We start from the raw sequence: 17,115 nt of genomic DNA on the forward strand, positions 1-17,115 counted from the left end.
ATGTTTGTGGATAAATGGTGAGGCGATATTCCTGGATATAGTGGGGAAGGGGAGGTTTTAGGCGGGTTTCCTAACTGTTTGTTAGGAAGGGTAGATATTGAGTTGTTGTTGGTTGGGTTTTTTCGTTTGCTCTCGGGAGTTGAGTCGTGGGCTAGTGAAGTAAGAGTTTTTGGTTATAAGGGTGTTGGGCGAGTAGAGATTTGGGAAGATGATATCTTTATACTGTTTGGATTTTGAGAGATTATCTTTATTTCTGATAGAGGAAATTATATATCTTGCCGCTAACTTTGATTGTAACTTGGTGTTATTTGGTGGTGGGGAGATTTTTGAGCCAAAACTGCCCTTGGTTGTGGAAAAGGTAAAGTAGCCTAACGCTTTTGTTTTTTGTGAGGAGCTAGCTGGTTTTTTCGAGGCTCTAGTTTTGTGGGGTGAAAAATATAGTTGGAAATTATTTGGTTTGGTGTTGTTATATGGTCTTCAGAATTGGCGTATTTTGGCCTGAATTTACTCTTGTAGTGGTTGTTTTGTTGAGCTCTTTTTATAGCGGATTAATTAGGTCTGTACGCGTCGCTAAGTTTTTCTCAGTTGTTGAAAACCTCTCAAGGAAGATCCGTCATGCGTCTGTTGTCTCTGCTCTTCACCCTCGCTTTGCTCGCCGGTTGTGCCTCCACCCCGGACTATTACATCTCGCCCAAACCGGTGCAGATTCCCGCCAACGCGACTTACTGGATCGACACCTTCAACCTGCAGTTGGTCGGCGAGAGCGAGCGTTTTCTGCCCGAGGACAAGTTGCGTCAGCAACTGGGCATGGAGTTGATCCGGCAGTTGGGCAATGCCAATCGCTACGCCGCCACCAAGGACAGTGCCGACTACCTGCTGGATGTAGATGCGGTGTACAAGCGCCGCCTCAGTGATTCCCAGGGCGGGCTGGTGTCGATGGTCGTCGATGACAATACGATCCTTGCCAGTGTCGACTTTGGCTACAAGGTGCAGGTCAAGCGCGACGGCGCCGAGGTGTTGCATTTCGCCCAGGAGCGCGATGGTTTGCAGCCTGCCGGGGCCATGGGCCAGTTGCGCAATATGAAGACCATGTTGGGGGCGATCACCAACAGCGGTAACTCGGATGTGGAGAACTTCTACATTCGTGCTCTGCCGAGGTTCATCGTTCGCGATATCACGGCCATTCCTTCTCGTTGAGTGAGTGTGTGGAGGGATTGTAGGAGCGAGCTCGCTCCTACAGGGGGATCAACGTGCTTTTTGGGTTATAGCTTTTTCACCGGAATGCAGATCTCACACTCCAGCTCCCCGGTCTTGACGTCGTAGAAGGCATCCGCCGGGTAGCGTTCGAAGGCCGGGCGCGGGTCGAATTGCAGGCCGCTCTTGGGCAGCCAGTCGCGGCACAGTTCGATCCAGGCGTCGGCGATAGCCGGGCCCAGGCCGCGGTAGTGGGCCACGGCGTAGAGGCCGCCGGGCAGGGTGGTGACGACCGCGGGGGCGCTGGCCTTGAAGTCTTCGGGCACTTCCACGCAGGCGTCGTAGCGGCATTTGTCGGCGGGGGTGAGGTCCGGGTCGTCGTGGCCGATGCCGTAGCGCACGCGGTTGAACAGCTGGTGTTCGAGCATCCACGGCGCGGCGGTTTCGCGCCAGAAAACGCCAATGCCCGGGCCGTAGGCGCCGATATAGCGCAGGTAGGCCACGCGGGTGGCGGGTAGTTGCTGCAGGGTGACCTTCATCGCGGTTTCCTTCAGGTGAATGAAGGCGTCAGGATCGTCGAAGGCGGGGATGTGGGTCTGATCAGGATTGCGCAATTCACGCAGGCGGCGTTCGCGGATGTCGTCCAGGCGGCGGTGCCAGCGTTTGGGCTCGGTATCGCGCCAGGTGCTGGGGGAGACCGAGAAGTGCTGTTTGAAGGCCCGGGAAAATGCCTCGCCGGAGCCGAAGCCGACTTCCAGGGCAATTTCCAGCACTGAGGCCGAGGGGCGGCTGGCCATGAGGTAGGCGCCGCAGGCCAGGCGTCGGCGGCGCAGGTAGGCACCCAGGGGCTCGCCGACCCAGGCGCTGAACAGGCGGTGGAAGTGGTAGGGCGAGAAATGGGCGACCCGCGCCAGGTCCGCCAGCTCCAGGGGTTGGTCCAGGTGTTGGTCGATATGCTCCAGCACCCGGCTCATGCGCAGGGTGTATTCGTGGAGGCTGTGATAGGCGGCGCTCATGTCTACAGCTTAGTTGGCTGGGTGGGTCGTCACAGTCTGCCGCAGATTTGTGCCGTTTGTGAGTGCGATTCGCCGGCAAGCTGGCTCCTGCGGCAGGTTCTGCCGGCGAACAGGTTCTCAATCGTCACAACAGCAACTGCTGTTCTTGCCCTGGGGCGTTGCCTGGTAGCGATCGTGGTGCCGGACCCAGCCCATGATCTGCTCTTCGTTGCGCCCCTTGGGCGTCAGGTCGAGGAAGTTGTAGGCCCCCAGCAACAGGTCCAGCCCGCGGGCATAGGTGGAATAGGTGTGGAATATCTCACCTTGCGGGTTGCGGTAGAAGACGCTGAGCCCGGGCAACTCCTGCTCATTGCCACTGGCCTGTTCGTAGTTGTAGCTGGCAGTGCCCTGGGCCAGTTGCTCGGCGCTGAGGCTGACGCCGAAGTCCTGGTTGAAGTCGTCGCCGGCGCTGGAATACCAATCGAAATGCCAACCCATGCGCTGGCGAAAGGCCTGGAACTCGGCATAAGGGGCGTGGGAGATGGCCACCAGCGCTACATCGTGGTGGGCCAGGTGCTGGTTGGCGCCATCGAAGTGGTCGGCGACGAACGAGCAGCCCTTGCAGCCTTCCTCCCAACCTTCGGCAAACATGAAGTGGTAGACCAGCAGTTGGCTGTGGTCGCCAAACAGATCGGCCAGGCCCAGCGGGCCATCGGGGCCATGAAACTGATAGGGCTTGTCGATTTTTACCCAGGGCAGCGCCCGGCGTTCGGCGCTGAGCTGGTCGCGCTGGCGGGTAAAGGCCTTTTCGTGGATCAGGTGCTGTTTGCGGGCTTGCAGCCATTGTTCCCGGGAGACCACGGGATGCTCGGTAACGGACATGACATCTCTCCTCAAGGCAGTGGGGGCGATGGGTCTTACACACGCTAGTCGTTTGGCGCTGGAGTGGATCGACAAACCGCCCAGCGGTTTTCCGATCAGGGGGCGGCGGGCTGGGGTGGATTTCCTGAACGGCTGAATGGCCTGCCGGTCACAACGTGTGAAGGCATTTCATTCTCTTGTCTGGAGGTTGAATCAGGATGACGACTTATAACTGGGATCTGATCGAACGACTGCTGCACGAAGTGCAGAACGGCGCCGGCCACAGCTTCACTCCGCGACCCTATGCCGAGCAGCATGCGGCGGCCAAGGCGGCGGAAGGCGAGCCCACCGGCAATCTGGATGACCTGAAAGTCACCGCCACCGAGTACGAAAAGTTACTGCTGGACCGTGGCTTTATCGAAAGCCGGCCGGAAGAGGAGGGGGGCAATGGCGAGAACTTCGTGCTCACGCCCCGTGGTTCCAGCCTGCTGTGCCTGATCGACAGCAGCATCCCGGGCAATGATCACCCGCGCCAGGTGCTGGAGGAGCAGGCCGATGCGCTGGATCCGGCGACCTTCGATCAGGTGGCCTCCAAGGCCCAGATCGCCTAGGTTGCACCTAGCCCTGGCGGGCGTTCTGCAGGCATTTGAGCTCGGCGAAGTCCTTGCGCACTCCGTCGATTTTCTTCAGCAGGCGCTGGCGCTGGGCCGGGGTGCTTTGTGCCATCAGGTCCACCAGCAGGCTGCGTGCGGCCTGTTCGGTGTGGGCGTAGGCCTGGCGATAATCCGGCGTCCATAAGCTCTCGCGGTGTACCAGCAATTGCTCGATACGTTGTGGGAAATCTCTGTTTTGCCGTTGCTCTACAGCCGCGCTGAATTGCGCCTGCCAGTGGGCTCGGTTGGCGATCCACTGCTGGTTCTGCTCGCCCAGGCTGCTGGACCATTGTTCCACCCGTTGCTGCTGGCTCGGGCTCAAGGGGCCGAGCCAGGCGTTCAGGCGCTTGCTCATGCGTTGGCTGCGCTGCTCTATCTGTTGCGCCAACGGCGGCTTGAGGTATTGCTCCTGGTGTTCCTGCAGGTCCTTGGCGAAGGCGGAATTCATCTCTTTGACTTGCTGGTCGTTCAGACCCTGGAGCAGCTCCACGGCGGACGGGGTGATCTGCTGGGCGGTTTCGGCGATGGCTTGCTTGGCTTCCCGGGTGCGCTCTTGCAAGCCCTGGTCGCTGACCTGGTTGTTCTGCACCATCAGTTGCAGGCGGTCGAGCCAGTCCAGGTAACCCGGAAGCTGGGTGGTGCAATGCCAGCTCAGGTGCTGCTGCAGGCGCTGGTTGAACCAGCTCTTCTGCTCGCTGTTCATGTCCAGGTAGTCGTTGAGGTTCCAGGGAATGATCACATCCAGGTTGCGATAGGCCAGGCCGACCCGGCTACAGGCGCCCAGCAGCAGGCTGATGATCAGGAGCGGAATGAGGAGGTGCCAGCGGCGCGCCATGTTCGAGTCCTTGCGAGTGCGGGTTGCTGTATCTGAACCCTGAAGGTGCCTCGCAGTTCAGACGTTCAGTAGAACGCCCGTTCGGCCTTGAAGGTGAGCAGGCCGTCGCATTGCGGGTTATGCCCGGAGTAGGCGCTGCAGTCGTTGCCGCTGAGGCTGGAGTCACTGTAGATCAGGTTCAGGTCGATCCCCAGCCAGGGGCGCGAGAGCTTGATCGACCAGTCATTGAAGCCGGCCACGTAGCCGCCGTCGGCGATCGAGACGCCATTGTTCAGTTGATGGGTGGTGTATTTGACGCTGACGCCAATGCCGAACGGTACGTTGCCGCCCAGGTCAGCGAACAGGGTGCTGTTGCGTTTGTCCGGGTCATTGCTGAAGGCCGCGCCGAAGCGGCTACCGAGCAGGGTCAGGCCGCCGTAGAATTCCTGGCTGTCCTGGGTCCGCAACTGCGGGTAGTTGTAGTGGATCATTCCCAGTTCGTAGCCCAGGGTCTGGTCGAAGGGCTGCTTGAAGCCCAGGTAGGAATCCACCTCCAGTTTGCTGGAGGGGCTCAGGCCCATGCTGGGGGCCCACTGGCCGGCATACCAGCCACTGTCGTGGCTCAGGTCGAGGCCGCCGTGGAACGAGCCGCTTGAGGACGGCTTGACCAGGCCCTGGGCCATGCTGCGGCTGGGGCTGGTGCCCAGCTTGAGGTCGAAATCCCCCAGCTCGCGCTGGAAGATTTGCCCATGGGCAATGGGGCAGGCCAACAGCAGGCTGCAGGCCAGCAACGAGGATTTGAGCATGCAGCACTCCCTGAACTGCGCGGAGCGACAACCTGAAAGGCGGCTGAAACGATTGATCTAGAGGGAGTAAAGGATACCGGCGAATGCCATTGGCTGAAGGCCGTTCGTCGATTTGCTGGTAGTGGGGAGGAGAGCGGGTGCCAGTCCTAGCGCTTTGAGGGCAAAGCGCTAAGGGACCAGGATAATGCGCGGGGGAGTTACTTCTTGCCCAGGCTGATCTGCTTGGACGGGCCGAAAGTCTGGCCGCTGACGCCTTTGGCGATCTGCTGGATTTCGCCGCCCGATTTCAGGAACGCTGCGATCTGTTCGTTGATCGATTCACTGGTTTCAACGGCGGGAGCTGGTTTTGCTTTGCTGTTGGAGGCTTTTACTCGCATGGCGGCCATTTAACCTTTCGGGAAAATTAATTTGGCCAGGCATCTTATCAGAAATACTTGACAATTGCTTGGTAAATATCCCCTGGAACAGAAAGGCGCTTCCTGCTGTTTTTCCTAAGTTTATTTTTCGGATATTTTCCTAAGTCGCTGTTTTAACTAAGGACCCATCGAAAAAAATGCCCTCTCGCTGTGCTCCGCAAAGGCTCTATGCACGGCTGTTTGCCTGACGAGCGGCCGGTTGAGCGCCGGGAACGCCAGAAAAATCAAGGATTTCGTGGCCGGCGATTCAGGAGCGTCAACGCAGGCCTGGAAAACAGGTAGAATGCCGCCCACGCAATGAGGGTATTGGAAATGGCTTTAGTCGGGCGCTACAACAGTTTGCAAGTGGTTAAACACACTAACTTTGGTTTGTATCTGGACGGTGGGGCAGACGGCGAAATATTGCTGCCCAATCGTTATATCCCCAAGGACATTCCCAGTGAAGATGAAGACTGGCTGAATGTTTTTGTTTACTTGGACAGTGCTGACAAGTTAATCGCAACTACCGAAAAGCCGAAAGTTCAAGTTGGTGAGTTCGCCAGTCTTAAAGTCGTCGAAGTTAACAGTATCGGGGTGTTCCTGGACTGGGGGCTGCCCAAGGATCTGCTGCTGCCGTACTCCGAGGAAAAGCGCCAGATGAACGCCGGCGAATACTGCGTGGTGCATGTCTACCTGGACAAGCACACTCGCCGTATCACCGCCACGGCCCGTCTGGACCGCTACCTGGACAAGACGCCGGCCAACTACAAGGCCGGCCAGGAAGTCGACTTGCTGGTGGCCGAGTCCACTGACATGGGCTTCAAGGCCATCATCAACAACAAGCACTGGGGCCTGATCCACAAGAACGAAGTGTTCAAGTTCCTGCGCTCGGGGATGCAAGAGAAAGGTTTCATCAAGGAAGTGCGCGCCGACGGCAAGATCAGCCTGAGTCTGCAACCTGTCGGTGAACAGGCGGCCACCAGCCTGAACTCGAAGATCCTCGCCAAGTTGCGGGAAAACGATGGCTCGCTGGCGGTCAGCGACAAGAGCGATCCGGTCTTGATCAGCAGTTTGTTCGGGGTTAGCAAGGGCAACTTCAAGAAGGCCATCGGTGCCCTCTACAAGCAGGGCCAGATTGTCATTCACGCGGATCGTATCGAGCTAAGCTGAGACTCACTTCACGCGGCGGGCGAGGCTTATGAAAACCACGCTGGTTGCCTGGCTCGCCACCTTGCTGGCGTTCCTGCTACTCGACGCGCTCTGGCTGGGGCTGATGATGGGCGAAACCTACCGGACCCAGTTGGGGGCGCTGCTGCTGGAACAGCCACGGCTGTTGCCGGCAGCGCTGTTCTACCTCCTCTACGTTAGCGGTTGCCTGCTGTTCGCCGTGCGGCCCGCCCTGCAGCAGGGCGGCTGGCGCCGGGCTGCGTGCCTGGGGGCGCTGCTCGGGCTGGTGGCCTACGGCACTTATGACCTGAGCAACTGGGCGACCTTGCAGGGCTGGTCGGCTTCCCTGGCGCTGCTGGACATGGCCTGGGGCATGCTGGCCAGTGCCCTGGCCTGCAGTTTCGGCGTCTTCTGTGCCTGCCGCTGGGCGCCTGGCGCAAACGACGGGAACTAGGTCTGCTCCAGGGGACCCGTCAGGCGCGGCGGCAGTTCTTTATTTCGGGTAGGGGTCATGTCATTGAATCAATGTGAGGTACGGCGGTGAGCATCGAACGGCGCAACGCCGATGGGTTTGCCCTGCAGGTGATGTTGGGGCTGTGCCTGATCTGGGGCGTGCAGCAGGTGATGATCAAGTGGGCCGCGGCGGACATCGCGCCCATCATGCAGGCGGCCGCCCGTTCGGGGATCTCGGCGCTGCTGGTGGCTGTACTGATGTGCTGGAAAGGCGGCTGGTCCCAGGTTTCCAGTACCTGGCGCGGCGGCTTGCTGGCCGGCGCTCTGTTTGGCCTGGAGTTCCTGTTTATCGCCGAAGGCCTGAAGCTCACCAGTGCCGCGCACATGTCGGTGTTTCTCTACACCGCACCGATCTTCACCGCCCTTGGGGTCAATTGGCTGTTGCCCAGCGAACGCTTGCGGCCCTTGCAATGGTTGGGGATCGTCCTGGCCTTTATCGGCATCAGCATTGCCTTTGCCGGCGGGATCTCCCTGGACAACCTGGACCGGCGCATGCTCCTGGGCGACATTCTGGGACTGCTGGCGGGGCTGGCCTGGGGCGCGACCACAGTGGTGGTGCGGGCTTCGCGGCTGTCCGAGGCGCCGGCGACCCTGACCCTGTTCTATCAGTTGATCGTCGGTTTCGTCGGCCTGTTGCTGATCGCCGTGCTCAGCGGCCAGGTGACCCAGGTCAGCCTGACGCCGGTAGCGGTGGCCAGCGTGTTGTTCCAGGGGCTGGTGGTATCGTTCTTCAGCTACCTGACCTGGTTCTGGCTGCTGCGGCGTTATCTGGCGGCGAACCTGGCAGTGTTTTCCTTCATGACCCCGATGTTCGGCGTGACCTTCGGCGTGCTGTTACTGGACGAGCCCTTGAGCCTCAACTTCGTGCTGGGGGCAATGCTGGTGCTGCTGGGTATTACCTTCGTCAGCGCCGAACAGTGGCTGCGGCGGCGGATCCAGCGCTTGTTGTAGCCCGCGCTTCACGAGACGACCGCACAGCGCTGTGCCCTTGGTCGCAGTTGCCAGAGCAGGCTGGCGCCGATCAGCAAGCCGCAGCCCGCCACCACCAGCGCCAGTTGCAGGTCGCCGCTGAAGTGGCTGCTCAGGGCGGCCAGCAACGGGCCGCTCAACTGGCCCACGGCAAAGCAGGCAGTGAGCAGGCCGGCGTTGCGCTGGGCCGACTGCGGTGCCAGTTCCCGGGAGCGCTGCATCACCAACTGCATGCAGGCCAGGAACGGCGTGCCGCACAGCAACACGCCCAATACCAGCCCCAGGCCACTGCCCAGCAGGCAGGCAAAGACCCCGGCGGCCTGCAGCCACAAGGTCGCCATCAGCCATTGCCGGGTGCTGTGCGGGGTGTGCCGACGCAGGCTGGCCAGGGCCACGCCTACGGCCGCGGCCAGGCCGAAACCGGGCCAGAACAGGTCGGCCTGCCACTGGCCCTGGAAGCGCGCATTGGCCATCTGCGAAAGGAAGGTCGCGGGGATGATGTAGCCCACGCCATACAGGGCGTAGACCAGCCCCAGGCGCGCCACGCTGTGCTCAGTGGCGCAGGCGCTCTGCGTTTCGCCACTGGGGCGCGCCGAGGCCGGGGGCAGGATCGGCAGGATCACCAGCAGCATCAACAAGGCGACCGCGGCATACAGCAGCCACAGGTTGGCCGAGCTTTGCCCCAGAAGATTGGAGCCCAGGGCCAGTAGCCCGGTGAGCATGATGCCCAGCCCCGGGCCGGCGAACACCAGGGCCCCGAGGCGTGGCCGGCCCGCCGCCTGGGCCAGGGGTTGGCTCAGCGCCGTGATCATCACCAGCACCCAGGCGCTGGCCACCCCGGTGCCGAAGCGCAGCAGCAGGTGCGGCCAGAAGCCCTGGGCCCAGAACGAGGCCAGGGTCAGCAGCACGCACAGCCACAAGCCGCCCAGCAGGCGCAGGCGCACCTGGGCCGGACGCCTGGCGAACATGGCGTCCAGGGCTCCGAGGAAATAGCCCAGGTAATTGGCGGCGGCAATCAGCCCGGCGGCGGTCAGGTCGACCTGGCCTTCGCTGATCAGGTGCGGCAGTTGCGGGGTCAGGGCGAAGCGGCCAATGCCCATGGCCATCATCAGGGCAATGAAGCTGGCGAGCAGGCGGAGCAGGGGAGACATGGTCGGCTTTCCATCGATGGGGACAATGACCGTCAGGCTAGGACTGATTGACTTTCTTTAAAAATAAATAATATTGAGTAACTTGTTCAGTTTTGGAGAAAGTCATGGAGTTCAGCCAATTGCGCATCTTCCAGGCCGTGGCCGAGGAAGGCTCCATCACTCGCGCCGCCGAGCGCCTGCACCGAGTGCCGTCGAACCTCTCGACCCGGCTCAAGCAACTGGAGGAGCAGCTGGGGGTCGAACTGTTCCTGCGCGAGCGTCAGCGCCTGCAGTTGTCGCCGGCGGGCAAGGTGCTGCTGGATTACGCCGCGCGCCTGTTCGCCTTGCACGACGAGGCCCATGCCGCGGTGCAGGGCGGTCAGCCGGCCGGGGAGTTTGTCCTGGGCACCATGTACAGCACCGCGGCGATTCACTTGCCTGCATTGCTGGCGCGTTATCACCGGGCTTATCCGGCGGTGAACCTGCAGGTGCAGTCCGGGCCCAGCGGCGAGTTGCTCGAAGGCTTGCTCACCGGGCGCCTGGATGCGGCCCTGGTGGACGGGCCGCTGGAGCTGGCAGGCCTGGATGGCGTGCCCCTGTGCGACGAGACCCTGGTACTGATCAGCGAAGCCGACCATCCGCCGGTGCGTACGGCCCGGGACGTGGAGGGCCGTGCGGTGTTCACCTTTCGCCAGGGCTGCTCCTATCGCATGCGTCTGGAATCCTGGTTTGCCCACTACCACGCCGCGATGGGGCGGGCCATGGAGATCGAGTCCTATCAGGGCATGCTGGCCTGTGTGATCGCCGGTTCCGGGGTGGCGCTGATGGCTCAGTCGATGCTCGACAGCCTGCCGGGGCGCGAAAGCGTGGCGGTGCATGCCCTGGCCGAGCCTTTTGCCCGTGCCACTACCTGGCTGATGTGGCGCAAGGGCATGGTCGGGGCCAACCTCAATGCCTGGATCGAGCTGCAACAGGGCGCTGGCGTGCAGCTTGCGCAGCAGGCGCGGGCCCATGCTTGAACACCCGATGGCCATTGGCTTTAATCCAGTAACAGTTCATTGCCATTGCGCAGCAGCGCGCTGGAAAAGATAGGGCTATTATCTGCTTGAGGCGGCGCAGTATCGCCGCTCGGCACGACCCTGAGGGGGCACTATGAAAGACAAACTGCAAAGCTGGCTGCACGACCTTGGCGTCGCACTGGGCCTGATCGAGCCACCGCTGCAACCGGTGCCGATTCCTACCGACGAAGAGCTGCGGCGCCGTCAACAACGTCGTCGCTGAAGCAGAGGCGAGAGCGGAGTGCAGGCTCCGGCTCTCGCGGATGTTTTCTAGCCGGCAGTCGCTGGGCCACAGGCCTGGGGCAATCGGGTCAATCCTGGTTTTGCCGGGCCTTTTCCAATAACCATTGCACCAGGTCATCCACCCTTTCCAGCTGCCCTAGCGCTCGCTGCTCTTCACGGGGCAAGACACCCAGGTCGAACCTGTCCTCCAGGCGCCACAGCAGCGCCTCGATATCATCCCTGTCCAGCCCCAGTTCAGAGAGACCGCTCTGGTCATCGAAATCCACAGGCTCATCCAGCCAGTGGCGAATGAGCAGGTGCACTGCCGCGCGCGCTTGGGCCCGATTCATCTGCGTTGCTCCCGATACGACAGCAGGTCAGGCGGGACGGGCAGCGTCGGCGCGGGTCTTTTCCAGGATGAACAGGCTCAGCTCGCTGATGCTGCTGATTCGATACAGGTCGCGGTCGGGATCCAGGCGAATGTTGAACTCTCGCTCCAGGCTGTGCAGCAGGGCCTTGAGGTCCAGGGAGTAGGTGTCGTGTTCGCGGGCCTGGCAGGGCGGGATTGGCCACTTCTGGGCCATTTGTGCATCGATGGCATGACGGATGCTTTGCTGGATGGAGAAACGGTCCATAAACACCTCGGGGCAGGGAGAGGCTCTTATTGTTTTATGACCCCATCCAAGGGTGAAGCGATAGCGTGCACTGAGGCGGCCAGCGATCCTTGTACTGTTTTCCTGCGGGAACAGTCGTCGCTGGATCTGAGTACAGCACAGGTTTTTTTCCGGCGGGGTAACCATTCGTCCATTCATGGTCCTGACGAAAATGGCTGCGGGCTTTGCCCGTCGCTGCCGCGAGGCTTTTGCCAGGCAAAAAAAAACGGGTGCGGCCACCGACGCCGCACCCGTCGAAGAAAAGCTTCAGACCTCCGGCTTCACGTCAGATTGCGTTGGCCAGGGGCGCAGGGCGCCGGGAAGTCAGGCTCACCACCACGAAACTCACCAGGCCCACGGCCAGGCTGTAGTAGATCGGTGTGTTGGCATCCAGGCCGTCCTTGAACATGAAGGCCAGAGCCGTGACGAAGCCCAGGCCCATGCTGGCGATAGCGCCGGCAGTGGTGGCGCGTTTCCAGAAAATGGCGCCGATCAGCGGGATCAGCATGCCGCCCACCAACAGGTTGTAGGCCAGGGTCAGGGCGCTGATCACGTCGTTGACCACCAGGGCAATGCCCAGCACCACGATGCCGGTGAGGAAGGTGAACAGGCGGTTGATCCCCAGGCTCGATTGCTTGCCGCCGCGCAGCCTTGGCAGCAGGTCTTCGGTCAGGGTGGTGGAGGCGGCCAGCAGGCCGGCGCTGGCAGTGGACATCATGGCGGCCAGCGCCGCAGCGATCACCAGGCCACGGATGCCGTCCGGCAGCGAGGCTTTGACGATGGCGGCAAAGGCGTTGTTGACGTTGTCCAGGTCCGGCAGCAGAACATGGGCGGCCATGCCGATCAGGGCGCAGGCCAGGCCGTAGAGGATGCAGTAGAAGCCCGCCAGGGTGCCGGCGTATTGCGCGACTTTCTCGGTCTTGGCGGTGAACACCCGTTGCCAGATGTCCTGGCCGATCAGGATGCCGAAGAAGTAGATCATGAAGTAGGTGATGATGGTGTCCCAGCCGATGGCGGTGAAGCTGAAACTGGACGCTGGCAGCTTGGCCACCAACTCATCCCAGCCGCCTACGCGGTACAGGCAGATCGGCAACAGGATGAACATCAGGCCCACGGTCTTGATCACGAACTGGACGATGTCGGTCAGGGTCAGCGACCACATGCCGCCGATCGCCGAGTACACCACCACCACGCCGCCTCCCAGCAAAACCGAAACCCAGAACGGCAGGCCGAACAGCACTTGCAGAACGGTGCCGATGGCGAGGATCGAAGTCACCCCGATCATCAGCGCGTAGGCCAGCATGATCACTGCGCTGGCCTGGCGGGCCATGGGGTTGTAGCGCTTCTCCAGCACCTGGGTGACGGTGAAGATGCGCAGCTTGAGCAGCGGCTTGGCCAGCAGCAGGTTCAGGGCAATGATCCCCGCCCCCAGGGCGGCGCACAGCCAGAAACCGGAAATGCCGTGGACATAGCCCAGGCGCACGGTGCCGACGGTGGAGGCACCGCCCAGGACCGTGGCGGCCATGGTGCCCATGTACAGGGTCGGGCCCAGGTTGCGGCCGGCCACCAGGTAGTCCTCGTGGGTCTTGGCCTTGCGCATGCCGTAGTAGCCGAGTACGAGCATGCCGGCGGCATAGATGAGTACGACAAATAGATCTAAAGCCATGGTGGCGTGTCTCCGATTATCTTTTTTATGTGAAACAAACGGTTCATGCAGGTGCTGGCTGCTCAGCGAAGGCGGGGTCAAGTCTTGTGCAAGACCCAGGGGCTCTATCGCGAGGCCGGCCGCTCCAGGAGGTTATCCGGGCAGTAGCGCGCGACTTGCCAGCAGCCCGCTGGTACAGCGGCTGGCCATGCTGGAGTGCGCAGTTTCGAGAGTGGCGATGGCGGTGCTGGCCAGGCCGGGGGGCAGGCGAAACAGGTCGCAAGGCCTGGTGTCGCGCTGGTGCTCGAGGATCTGTCCGATCCTGTTGGTTGCGATGTTGCTAGGGTTTTTTTCTTTGTTGTTATTCATGATCTGCTCCGATCACATTGGCTAAGGGGGTGGCAGCCCTTCCGGCACAGCGGACAAATGGTTGTGACAGGCCAGCCAGAGGCCTTGTTGTTTTGTGCGAGACCCAATGGTTTCGCGTTCCTGGCTGAAGTCTTGCTCCCCTTGCATGCGCAGCTTCGTGGCTACGTCATGAGTCAATCCGGCGCCGTCCCCTTGTGGGCGGACGACGGCGTTGTCCGGGATGCGTCACCGCACCTCGGAACCATCCTTGGCCCGTCATCGGCCGGCTAATGCCTGGCAGGCATTGCGCAACAGCAGTCGAGGACGGGGTAAAGATGAAGCGGGTAGTACCGCTTTGCGCCGCAAACGGTCTGGCGGCGCGCAGCATGTGCTGAGTCTCAGCGATGGGCGACGCCAGGCAGCACGCAGAGCATTTCGTACAGCAGGTTGGCGCCCAGCAGCGAGGTATTGCCGGTGGTGTCATAAGGCGGCGAAACCTCCACCAGGTCGCAGCCCACCAGGTCCAGGCCCTGGCAGCCACGGACAATCTCGATGGCCTGGATGGTGGTCAGGCCACCGATTTCCGGGGTGCCGGTGCCTGGGGCCCAGGCCGGGTCGATGCCGTCGATGTCGAAGCTCAGGTACACTGGGCCGTTGCCGACTTTCTCGCGGACTTCGGCCATCAAGGGCTCCAGGGATTTGTGCCAGCATTCTTCGGCCTGGACCACGCGAAAGCCCTGCTTGCGGCTCCAGTTGAAGTCTTCGGCGGTGTAGCCCTGGGCGCGCAGGCCGATCTGCACCACGCGGTCGCAGTCCAGCAGGCCTTCTTCCACGGCGCGGCGGAAGGTGGTGCCGTGGGCGATCTTCTCACCGAACATGTGGTCGTTGACATCGGCGTGGGCATCGATGTGCACCAGCCCGACCTTGCCGTGTTTCTTGTGGATGGCCCGCAGGATCGGCAGGGTGATGGTGTGGTCGCCGCCCAGGGTCAGGGGAATCACGTTGTGTTCGAGGATGCCGTCATAGGCTTCTTCGATGATGCGCACCGCGTCCAGCAGGTTGAAGGTGTTGATCGCTACGTCGCCGATGTCGGCCACCGACAGCGAGTCGAACGGGGCAGCGCCGGTGGCCATGTTGTAAGGGCGGATCATGACTGATTCGGCACGGATTTCCCGCGGGCCGAAACGGGTGCCGGCACGCAGCGAGGTGCCGATGTCCAGGGGCACGCCGACGAACGCAGCGTCCAGGCCGGCAGCGGATTGCAGATGGGGAAGACGCATCATGGTGGCGATGCCGCCGAAGCGCGGCATTTCGTTGCCGCCCAGTGGTTGGTGGAGAATCTTGTCCACGGGATAGGCCTCATCGTTGTTTTATATTTATGGGGTCGACGGCGCAGCGAATCCTGCCCGAGCAACCGAGTGGGGCCGATTCTGCGAAATGTAGTGCGGGGAAAGAATCGCTACGAACAAATACTTAGTTCAGATTTTTCTAAACTAATGGCCGATGGCGCGCTAGACTCCCGCGCTGCTCCCCAGGCCCTTGGTGGCGAGGGAGCTTGCTCCCGTCCGGTGGTGCAGCCACCGTTATCCGGGTTGCAGGGTTGGATTGAAAGCGGGCATGGAGGCCATCGGGGTTGCTTTGCCACTCGGCGAGAACCCGCCCCTCGCCGCAGGGACGTTGTCGTTTTGCCTGTTATCGGAGCCTGTCATGGCCAACGCTTTACCTGATCTGAAACTATTGCGCATCTTCGTCAGCGTGGTGCGGCATCAGGGGTTCGCCAACGCCCAGCATGAACTCAATCTTTCCACCTCGGCCATCAGCACCTACATGAGCCAGCTGGAGGCGTCCCTGGGCCTGGTGCTCTGCCACCGTGGCCGGGGCGGTTTCAGCCTGACCAGCAAGGGCGAGCTGTTCCACCAGGAAACCCTGCGCCTGCTGGGCGAGCTGGAAGGTTTCGAACAGTACGCCGCAGCCCTCAAGGGCGAGCTTCGCGGGACCCTGAACCTGGGGGTGATCGACTCCACGGTGAGCGATAAGGCCCTGCCGTTCGCCGAGGCCATCGGCGCCTACAGCCAGGAGCATCCGGCGGTGCACCTGCACCTGTCGGTGATGAGCCCCCACGAGTTGCAGCTGGGGGTGCAGGACAATCGCCTGGACCTGGCCATCGGTGCCTTTTCCACGCGCATGAGCGGCCTGGTGTACATGCCGCTGTACCGCGAGCAGCATTGGCTGTATTGCAGCAACCGCCACCCGCTGTACAGCGAGCGGCGCATTCCCGAGCAGGTGATCACCCAGCAACGCATGGTCGGCCGCGGCTACTGGAGCCAGGCCGAACTGGCCCGGCACGGCTTCAAGCACAGTGCGGCGACGGTGGAGAGCATGGAGGCGCAGTTGATCCTGGTGCTGTCCGGCGCCTACATCGGCTACCTGCCGGAACATTACGCCCAGGCCTGGGCGGACAAGGGCGACTTGCGGGTGCTGCTGCCGGCAACCTTTGGCTACCAGGCGCCGTTCTCCATGATCATGCGTCGCGGACGCGGTCGAGAGCCGCTGATCCAGACCTTTCGCGACCTGCTCAAGGCGCAGCTCAACCAGTCATAAGGAGGTCCCATGTCTCGAGCACGCTGCGAGCGTTGCCTGCGCCCTGCGGGCCATTGTCTGTGCCCGCTGATTCCGCAGCTATCCAGCCGCACCCGAGTGCTGTTGTTACAGCATCCCAGTGAGGTCAATCATGCCTTGAACACCGCACGTCTGGCGGCGCTGGGGCTGAACAACGCCGAACTGGTGGTGGGGGAAGTGTTCGAGGAGCTGCCGGCGTTGCTCGACCAGCCCGGATATCGAGCATGCCTGCTGTTCCCGGCGGATGATGCCCGGCCATTGCAGGCCTATGCCGAGACGGATGCACCGCTGCTGCTGGTGGTGCCCGACGGCACCTGGCGCAAGGCGCGCAAGTTGCTGCACCTCAATCCGTTGCTGGCGGCGCTGCCAAGGGTGACCCTGGCGACTGGGGTGGAGTCTCGCTATCGCCTGCGCAAGGCCCCGGGGCCGGGAGCCTTGTCCACTGTGGAAGCGATCGTTCAGGCATTGCAGGTACTTGAAGCTCCTGCTTCGTTCGAGCCGCTGTTGCGGCCTTTCGAGGCCCTGATCGAAGGGCAGATTGCCGCGATGGGCGAAGACACCTACCAGCGCAACCACGCCAAATCCTGACCGCTCCCGAGTCTGGCGCCGCTGCCGCAGGCGGTGATGGTGCGCGGTGGCCCCGCGCTTGCCGGCCACCCCACAAACCTTCAGGAGCGCCGCAGGGTCTTCTGCCGCAGGATATAGAGACTCACCAGCACTGCGCTGGTCAGCATGAAGCCCCGGGCCCAGGGCGATGGCACCAGGTAGCAGGAGAAGCCGATGCTCAACCACATCAGGCCGATGGCGTAGACCTTGCCCTTGAGCGGAATGCCGTTGCCGTCGAGATAGTCGCGGATCCACGGACCCAGGCGCGGGTGTTGCACCAGCCATTGGTAGAAGCGTGGCGAGCTACGGGCAAAGCAGGCGGCTGCCAGCAGCAGGAAAGGCGTGGTAGGCAATACAGGAAGGAAGATACCCACTACCCCCAGCGCTACGCTCGACCAGCCGATGGCCAGCAGAACGTAACGCCATAGCAGGGGGCGTTGGCCTATGGGCTTGGCCATAGGCAACGA

The 17,115-nt window shown here is 61.8% G+C and carries 21 protein-coding genes and 1 pseudogene; 9 read left to right on the forward strand and 13 right to left on the reverse strand.

Going from position 1 to position 17,115, the window contains the following annotated elements; all coding sequences use genetic code 11:
* The first annotated feature begins 615 nt into the window (after positions 1–615).
* Positions 616–1,197 (forward strand): hypothetical protein, encoded by a 582-nt coding sequence (locus tag AC1RGE_RS15180; protein WP_053156871.1) that lies wholly within the window; start codon positions 616–618, stop codon positions 1,195–1,197.
* Positions 1,198–1,262: 65 nt separating this feature from the next.
* Here AC1RGE_RS15180 and AC1RGE_RS15185 read toward each other — a convergent pair whose 3' ends face one another.
* Both AC1RGE_RS15185 and AC1RGE_RS15190 read right to left on the reverse strand, forming a co-directional pair.
* Positions 1,263–2,210, reverse strand: coding sequence for an AraC family transcriptional regulator (locus AC1RGE_RS15185; RefSeq protein ID WP_011059897.1), 948 nt, complete (start codon positions 2,208–2,210; stop codon positions 1,263–1,265).
* Positions 2,211–2,327: 117 nt separating this feature from the next.
* Entirely contained in the window at positions 2,328–3,071 is a 744-nt protein-coding gene (locus AC1RGE_RS15190; protein WP_258718301.1) for a DUF899 domain-containing protein, read from the reverse strand.
* Between the two features lie 197 nt (positions 3,072–3,268).
* Between AC1RGE_RS15190 and AC1RGE_RS15195 the strand changes: the two genes are divergently transcribed.
* Positions 3,269–3,661: a hypothetical protein gene (locus AC1RGE_RS15195; RefSeq protein ID WP_015634584.1), complete on the forward strand. Its 393-nt coding sequence runs from the start codon at positions 3,269–3,271 to the stop codon at positions 3,659–3,661.
* 7 nt (positions 3,662–3,668) lie between these two features.
* On the opposite strand, the gene AC1RGE_RS15200 is transcribed toward AC1RGE_RS15195, so the two are convergent.
* The 3 genes from AC1RGE_RS15200 to AC1RGE_RS15210 all read right to left on the reverse strand — a co-directional run bounded on the left by AC1RGE_RS15200 (position 3,669) and on the right by AC1RGE_RS15210 (position 5,709).
* Positions 3,669–4,538, reverse strand: a complete 870-nt coding sequence (locus tag AC1RGE_RS15200; protein ID WP_492584576.1) for a DUF6279 family lipoprotein — start codon at positions 4,536–4,538, stop codon at positions 3,669–3,671.
* Between the two features lie 65 nt (positions 4,539–4,603).
* Entirely contained in the window at positions 4,604–5,323 is a 720-nt protein-coding gene (locus tag AC1RGE_RS15205; RefSeq protein ID WP_011059901.1) for a TorF family putative porin, read from the reverse strand.
* Between the two features lie 197 nt (positions 5,324–5,520).
* A complete protein-coding gene (locus AC1RGE_RS15210) occupies positions 5,521–5,709 on the reverse strand; it encodes a PFL_1563 family small protein (RefSeq protein WP_016962619.1) in 189 nt (62 codons plus the stop codon).
* A gap of 342 nt (positions 5,710–6,051) precedes the next feature.
* Here AC1RGE_RS15210 and AC1RGE_RS15215 point away from each other — a divergent pair, with 342 nt between their 5' ends.
* From AC1RGE_RS15215 to AC1RGE_RS15225, 3 genes are all read left to right on the forward strand, one after another.
* Positions 6,052–6,888 (forward strand): CvfB family protein, encoded by an 837-nt coding sequence (locus AC1RGE_RS15215; RefSeq protein ID WP_492584577.1) that lies wholly within the window; start codon positions 6,052–6,054, stop codon positions 6,886–6,888.
* A gap of 28 nt (positions 6,889–6,916) precedes the next feature.
* A complete protein-coding gene (locus tag AC1RGE_RS15220) occupies positions 6,917–7,339 on the forward strand; it encodes a DUF2177 family protein (RefSeq protein WP_401155397.1) in 423 nt (140 codons plus the stop codon).
* 86 nt (positions 7,340–7,425) lie between these two features.
* Complete coding sequence (locus tag AC1RGE_RS15225) at positions 7,426–8,349, forward strand: DMT family transporter (protein WP_053150154.1); 924 nt, start codon at positions 7,426–7,428, stop codon at positions 8,347–8,349.
* Between the two features lie 8 nt (positions 8,350–8,357).
* On the opposite strand, the gene AC1RGE_RS15230 is transcribed toward AC1RGE_RS15225, so the two are convergent.
* Positions 8,358–9,518: a YbfB/YjiJ family MFS transporter gene (locus tag AC1RGE_RS15230; protein ID WP_011059906.1), complete on the reverse strand. Its 1,161-nt coding sequence runs from the start codon at positions 9,516–9,518 to the stop codon at positions 8,358–8,360.
* A gap of 104 nt (positions 9,519–9,622) precedes the next feature.
* Here AC1RGE_RS15230 and ptrR point away from each other — a divergent pair, with 104 nt between their 5' ends.
* Together ptrR and AC1RGE_RS15240 are read left to right on the forward strand one after the other, a co-directional pair.
* Entirely contained in the window at positions 9,623–10,516 is an 894-nt protein-coding gene (ptrR, locus tag AC1RGE_RS15235) for a putrescine utilization regulator PtrR (protein ID WP_011059907.1), read from the forward strand.
* 133 nt (positions 10,517–10,649) lie between these two features.
* Positions 10,650–10,778: a PA1414 family protein gene (locus AC1RGE_RS15240; RefSeq protein WP_011059908.1), complete on the forward strand. Its 129-nt coding sequence runs from the start codon at positions 10,650–10,652 to the stop codon at positions 10,776–10,778.
* 88 nt (positions 10,779–10,866) lie between these two features.
* Here AC1RGE_RS15240 and AC1RGE_RS15245 read toward each other — a convergent pair whose 3' ends face one another.
* From AC1RGE_RS15245 to speB, 6 genes and pseudogenes are all read right to left on the reverse strand, one after another.
* Positions 10,867–11,127, reverse strand: coding sequence for a hypothetical protein (locus tag AC1RGE_RS15245; protein ID WP_011059909.1), 261 nt, complete (start codon positions 11,125–11,127; stop codon positions 10,867–10,869).
* A 27-nt stretch (positions 11,128–11,154) separates the two neighbouring features.
* Positions 11,155–11,412, reverse strand: a complete 258-nt coding sequence (locus tag AC1RGE_RS15250) for an acyl carrier protein (protein ID WP_072444248.1) — start codon at positions 11,410–11,412, stop codon at positions 11,155–11,157.
* Between the two features lie 304 nt (positions 11,413–11,716).
* Positions 11,717–13,096, reverse strand: a complete 1,380-nt coding sequence (locus tag AC1RGE_RS15255) for a sodium:solute symporter family protein (protein ID WP_492584578.1) — start codon at positions 13,094–13,096, stop codon at positions 11,717–11,719.
* Between the two features lie 132 nt (positions 13,097–13,228).
* Positions 13,229–13,444 (reverse strand): hypothetical protein, encoded by a 216-nt coding sequence (locus tag AC1RGE_RS15260; RefSeq protein WP_019093738.1) that lies wholly within the window; start codon positions 13,442–13,444, stop codon positions 13,229–13,231.
* Positions 13,445–13,465: 21 nt separating this feature from the next.
* Positions 13,466–13,657: pseudogene (locus AC1RGE_RS15265) on the reverse strand (DUF4440 domain-containing protein); the annotation flags it as partial.
* A 164-nt stretch (positions 13,658–13,821) separates the two neighbouring features.
* Positions 13,822–14,772, reverse strand: coding sequence for an agmatinase (speB, locus tag AC1RGE_RS15270; RefSeq protein WP_011059912.1), 951 nt, complete (start codon positions 14,770–14,772; stop codon positions 13,822–13,824).
* A 358-nt stretch (positions 14,773–15,130) separates the two neighbouring features.
* Here speB and AC1RGE_RS15275 point away from each other — a divergent pair, with 358 nt between their 5' ends.
* Both AC1RGE_RS15275 and AC1RGE_RS15280 read left to right on the forward strand, forming a co-directional pair.
* Entirely contained in the window at positions 15,131–16,024 is an 894-nt protein-coding gene (locus tag AC1RGE_RS15275; protein ID WP_011059913.1) for a LysR family transcriptional regulator, read from the forward strand.
* A 9-nt stretch (positions 16,025–16,033) separates the two neighbouring features.
* Positions 16,034–16,630 (forward strand): tRNA-uridine aminocarboxypropyltransferase, encoded by a 597-nt coding sequence (locus AC1RGE_RS15280; protein WP_492584579.1) that lies wholly within the window; start codon positions 16,034–16,036, stop codon positions 16,628–16,630.
* An 80-nt stretch (positions 16,631–16,710) separates the two neighbouring features.
* Here the strand turns inward: AC1RGE_RS15280 and AC1RGE_RS15285 are convergent, their stop codons facing one another.
* Positions 16,711–17,106, reverse strand: a complete 396-nt coding sequence (locus tag AC1RGE_RS15285) for a YbaN family protein (RefSeq protein WP_011059915.1) — start codon at positions 17,104–17,106, stop codon at positions 16,711–16,713.
* Positions 17,107–17,115: the final 9 nt, after the last annotated feature.

It is taken from the genome of Pseudomonas sp. GW823-FHT02C05 (genome assembly GCF_058797595.1).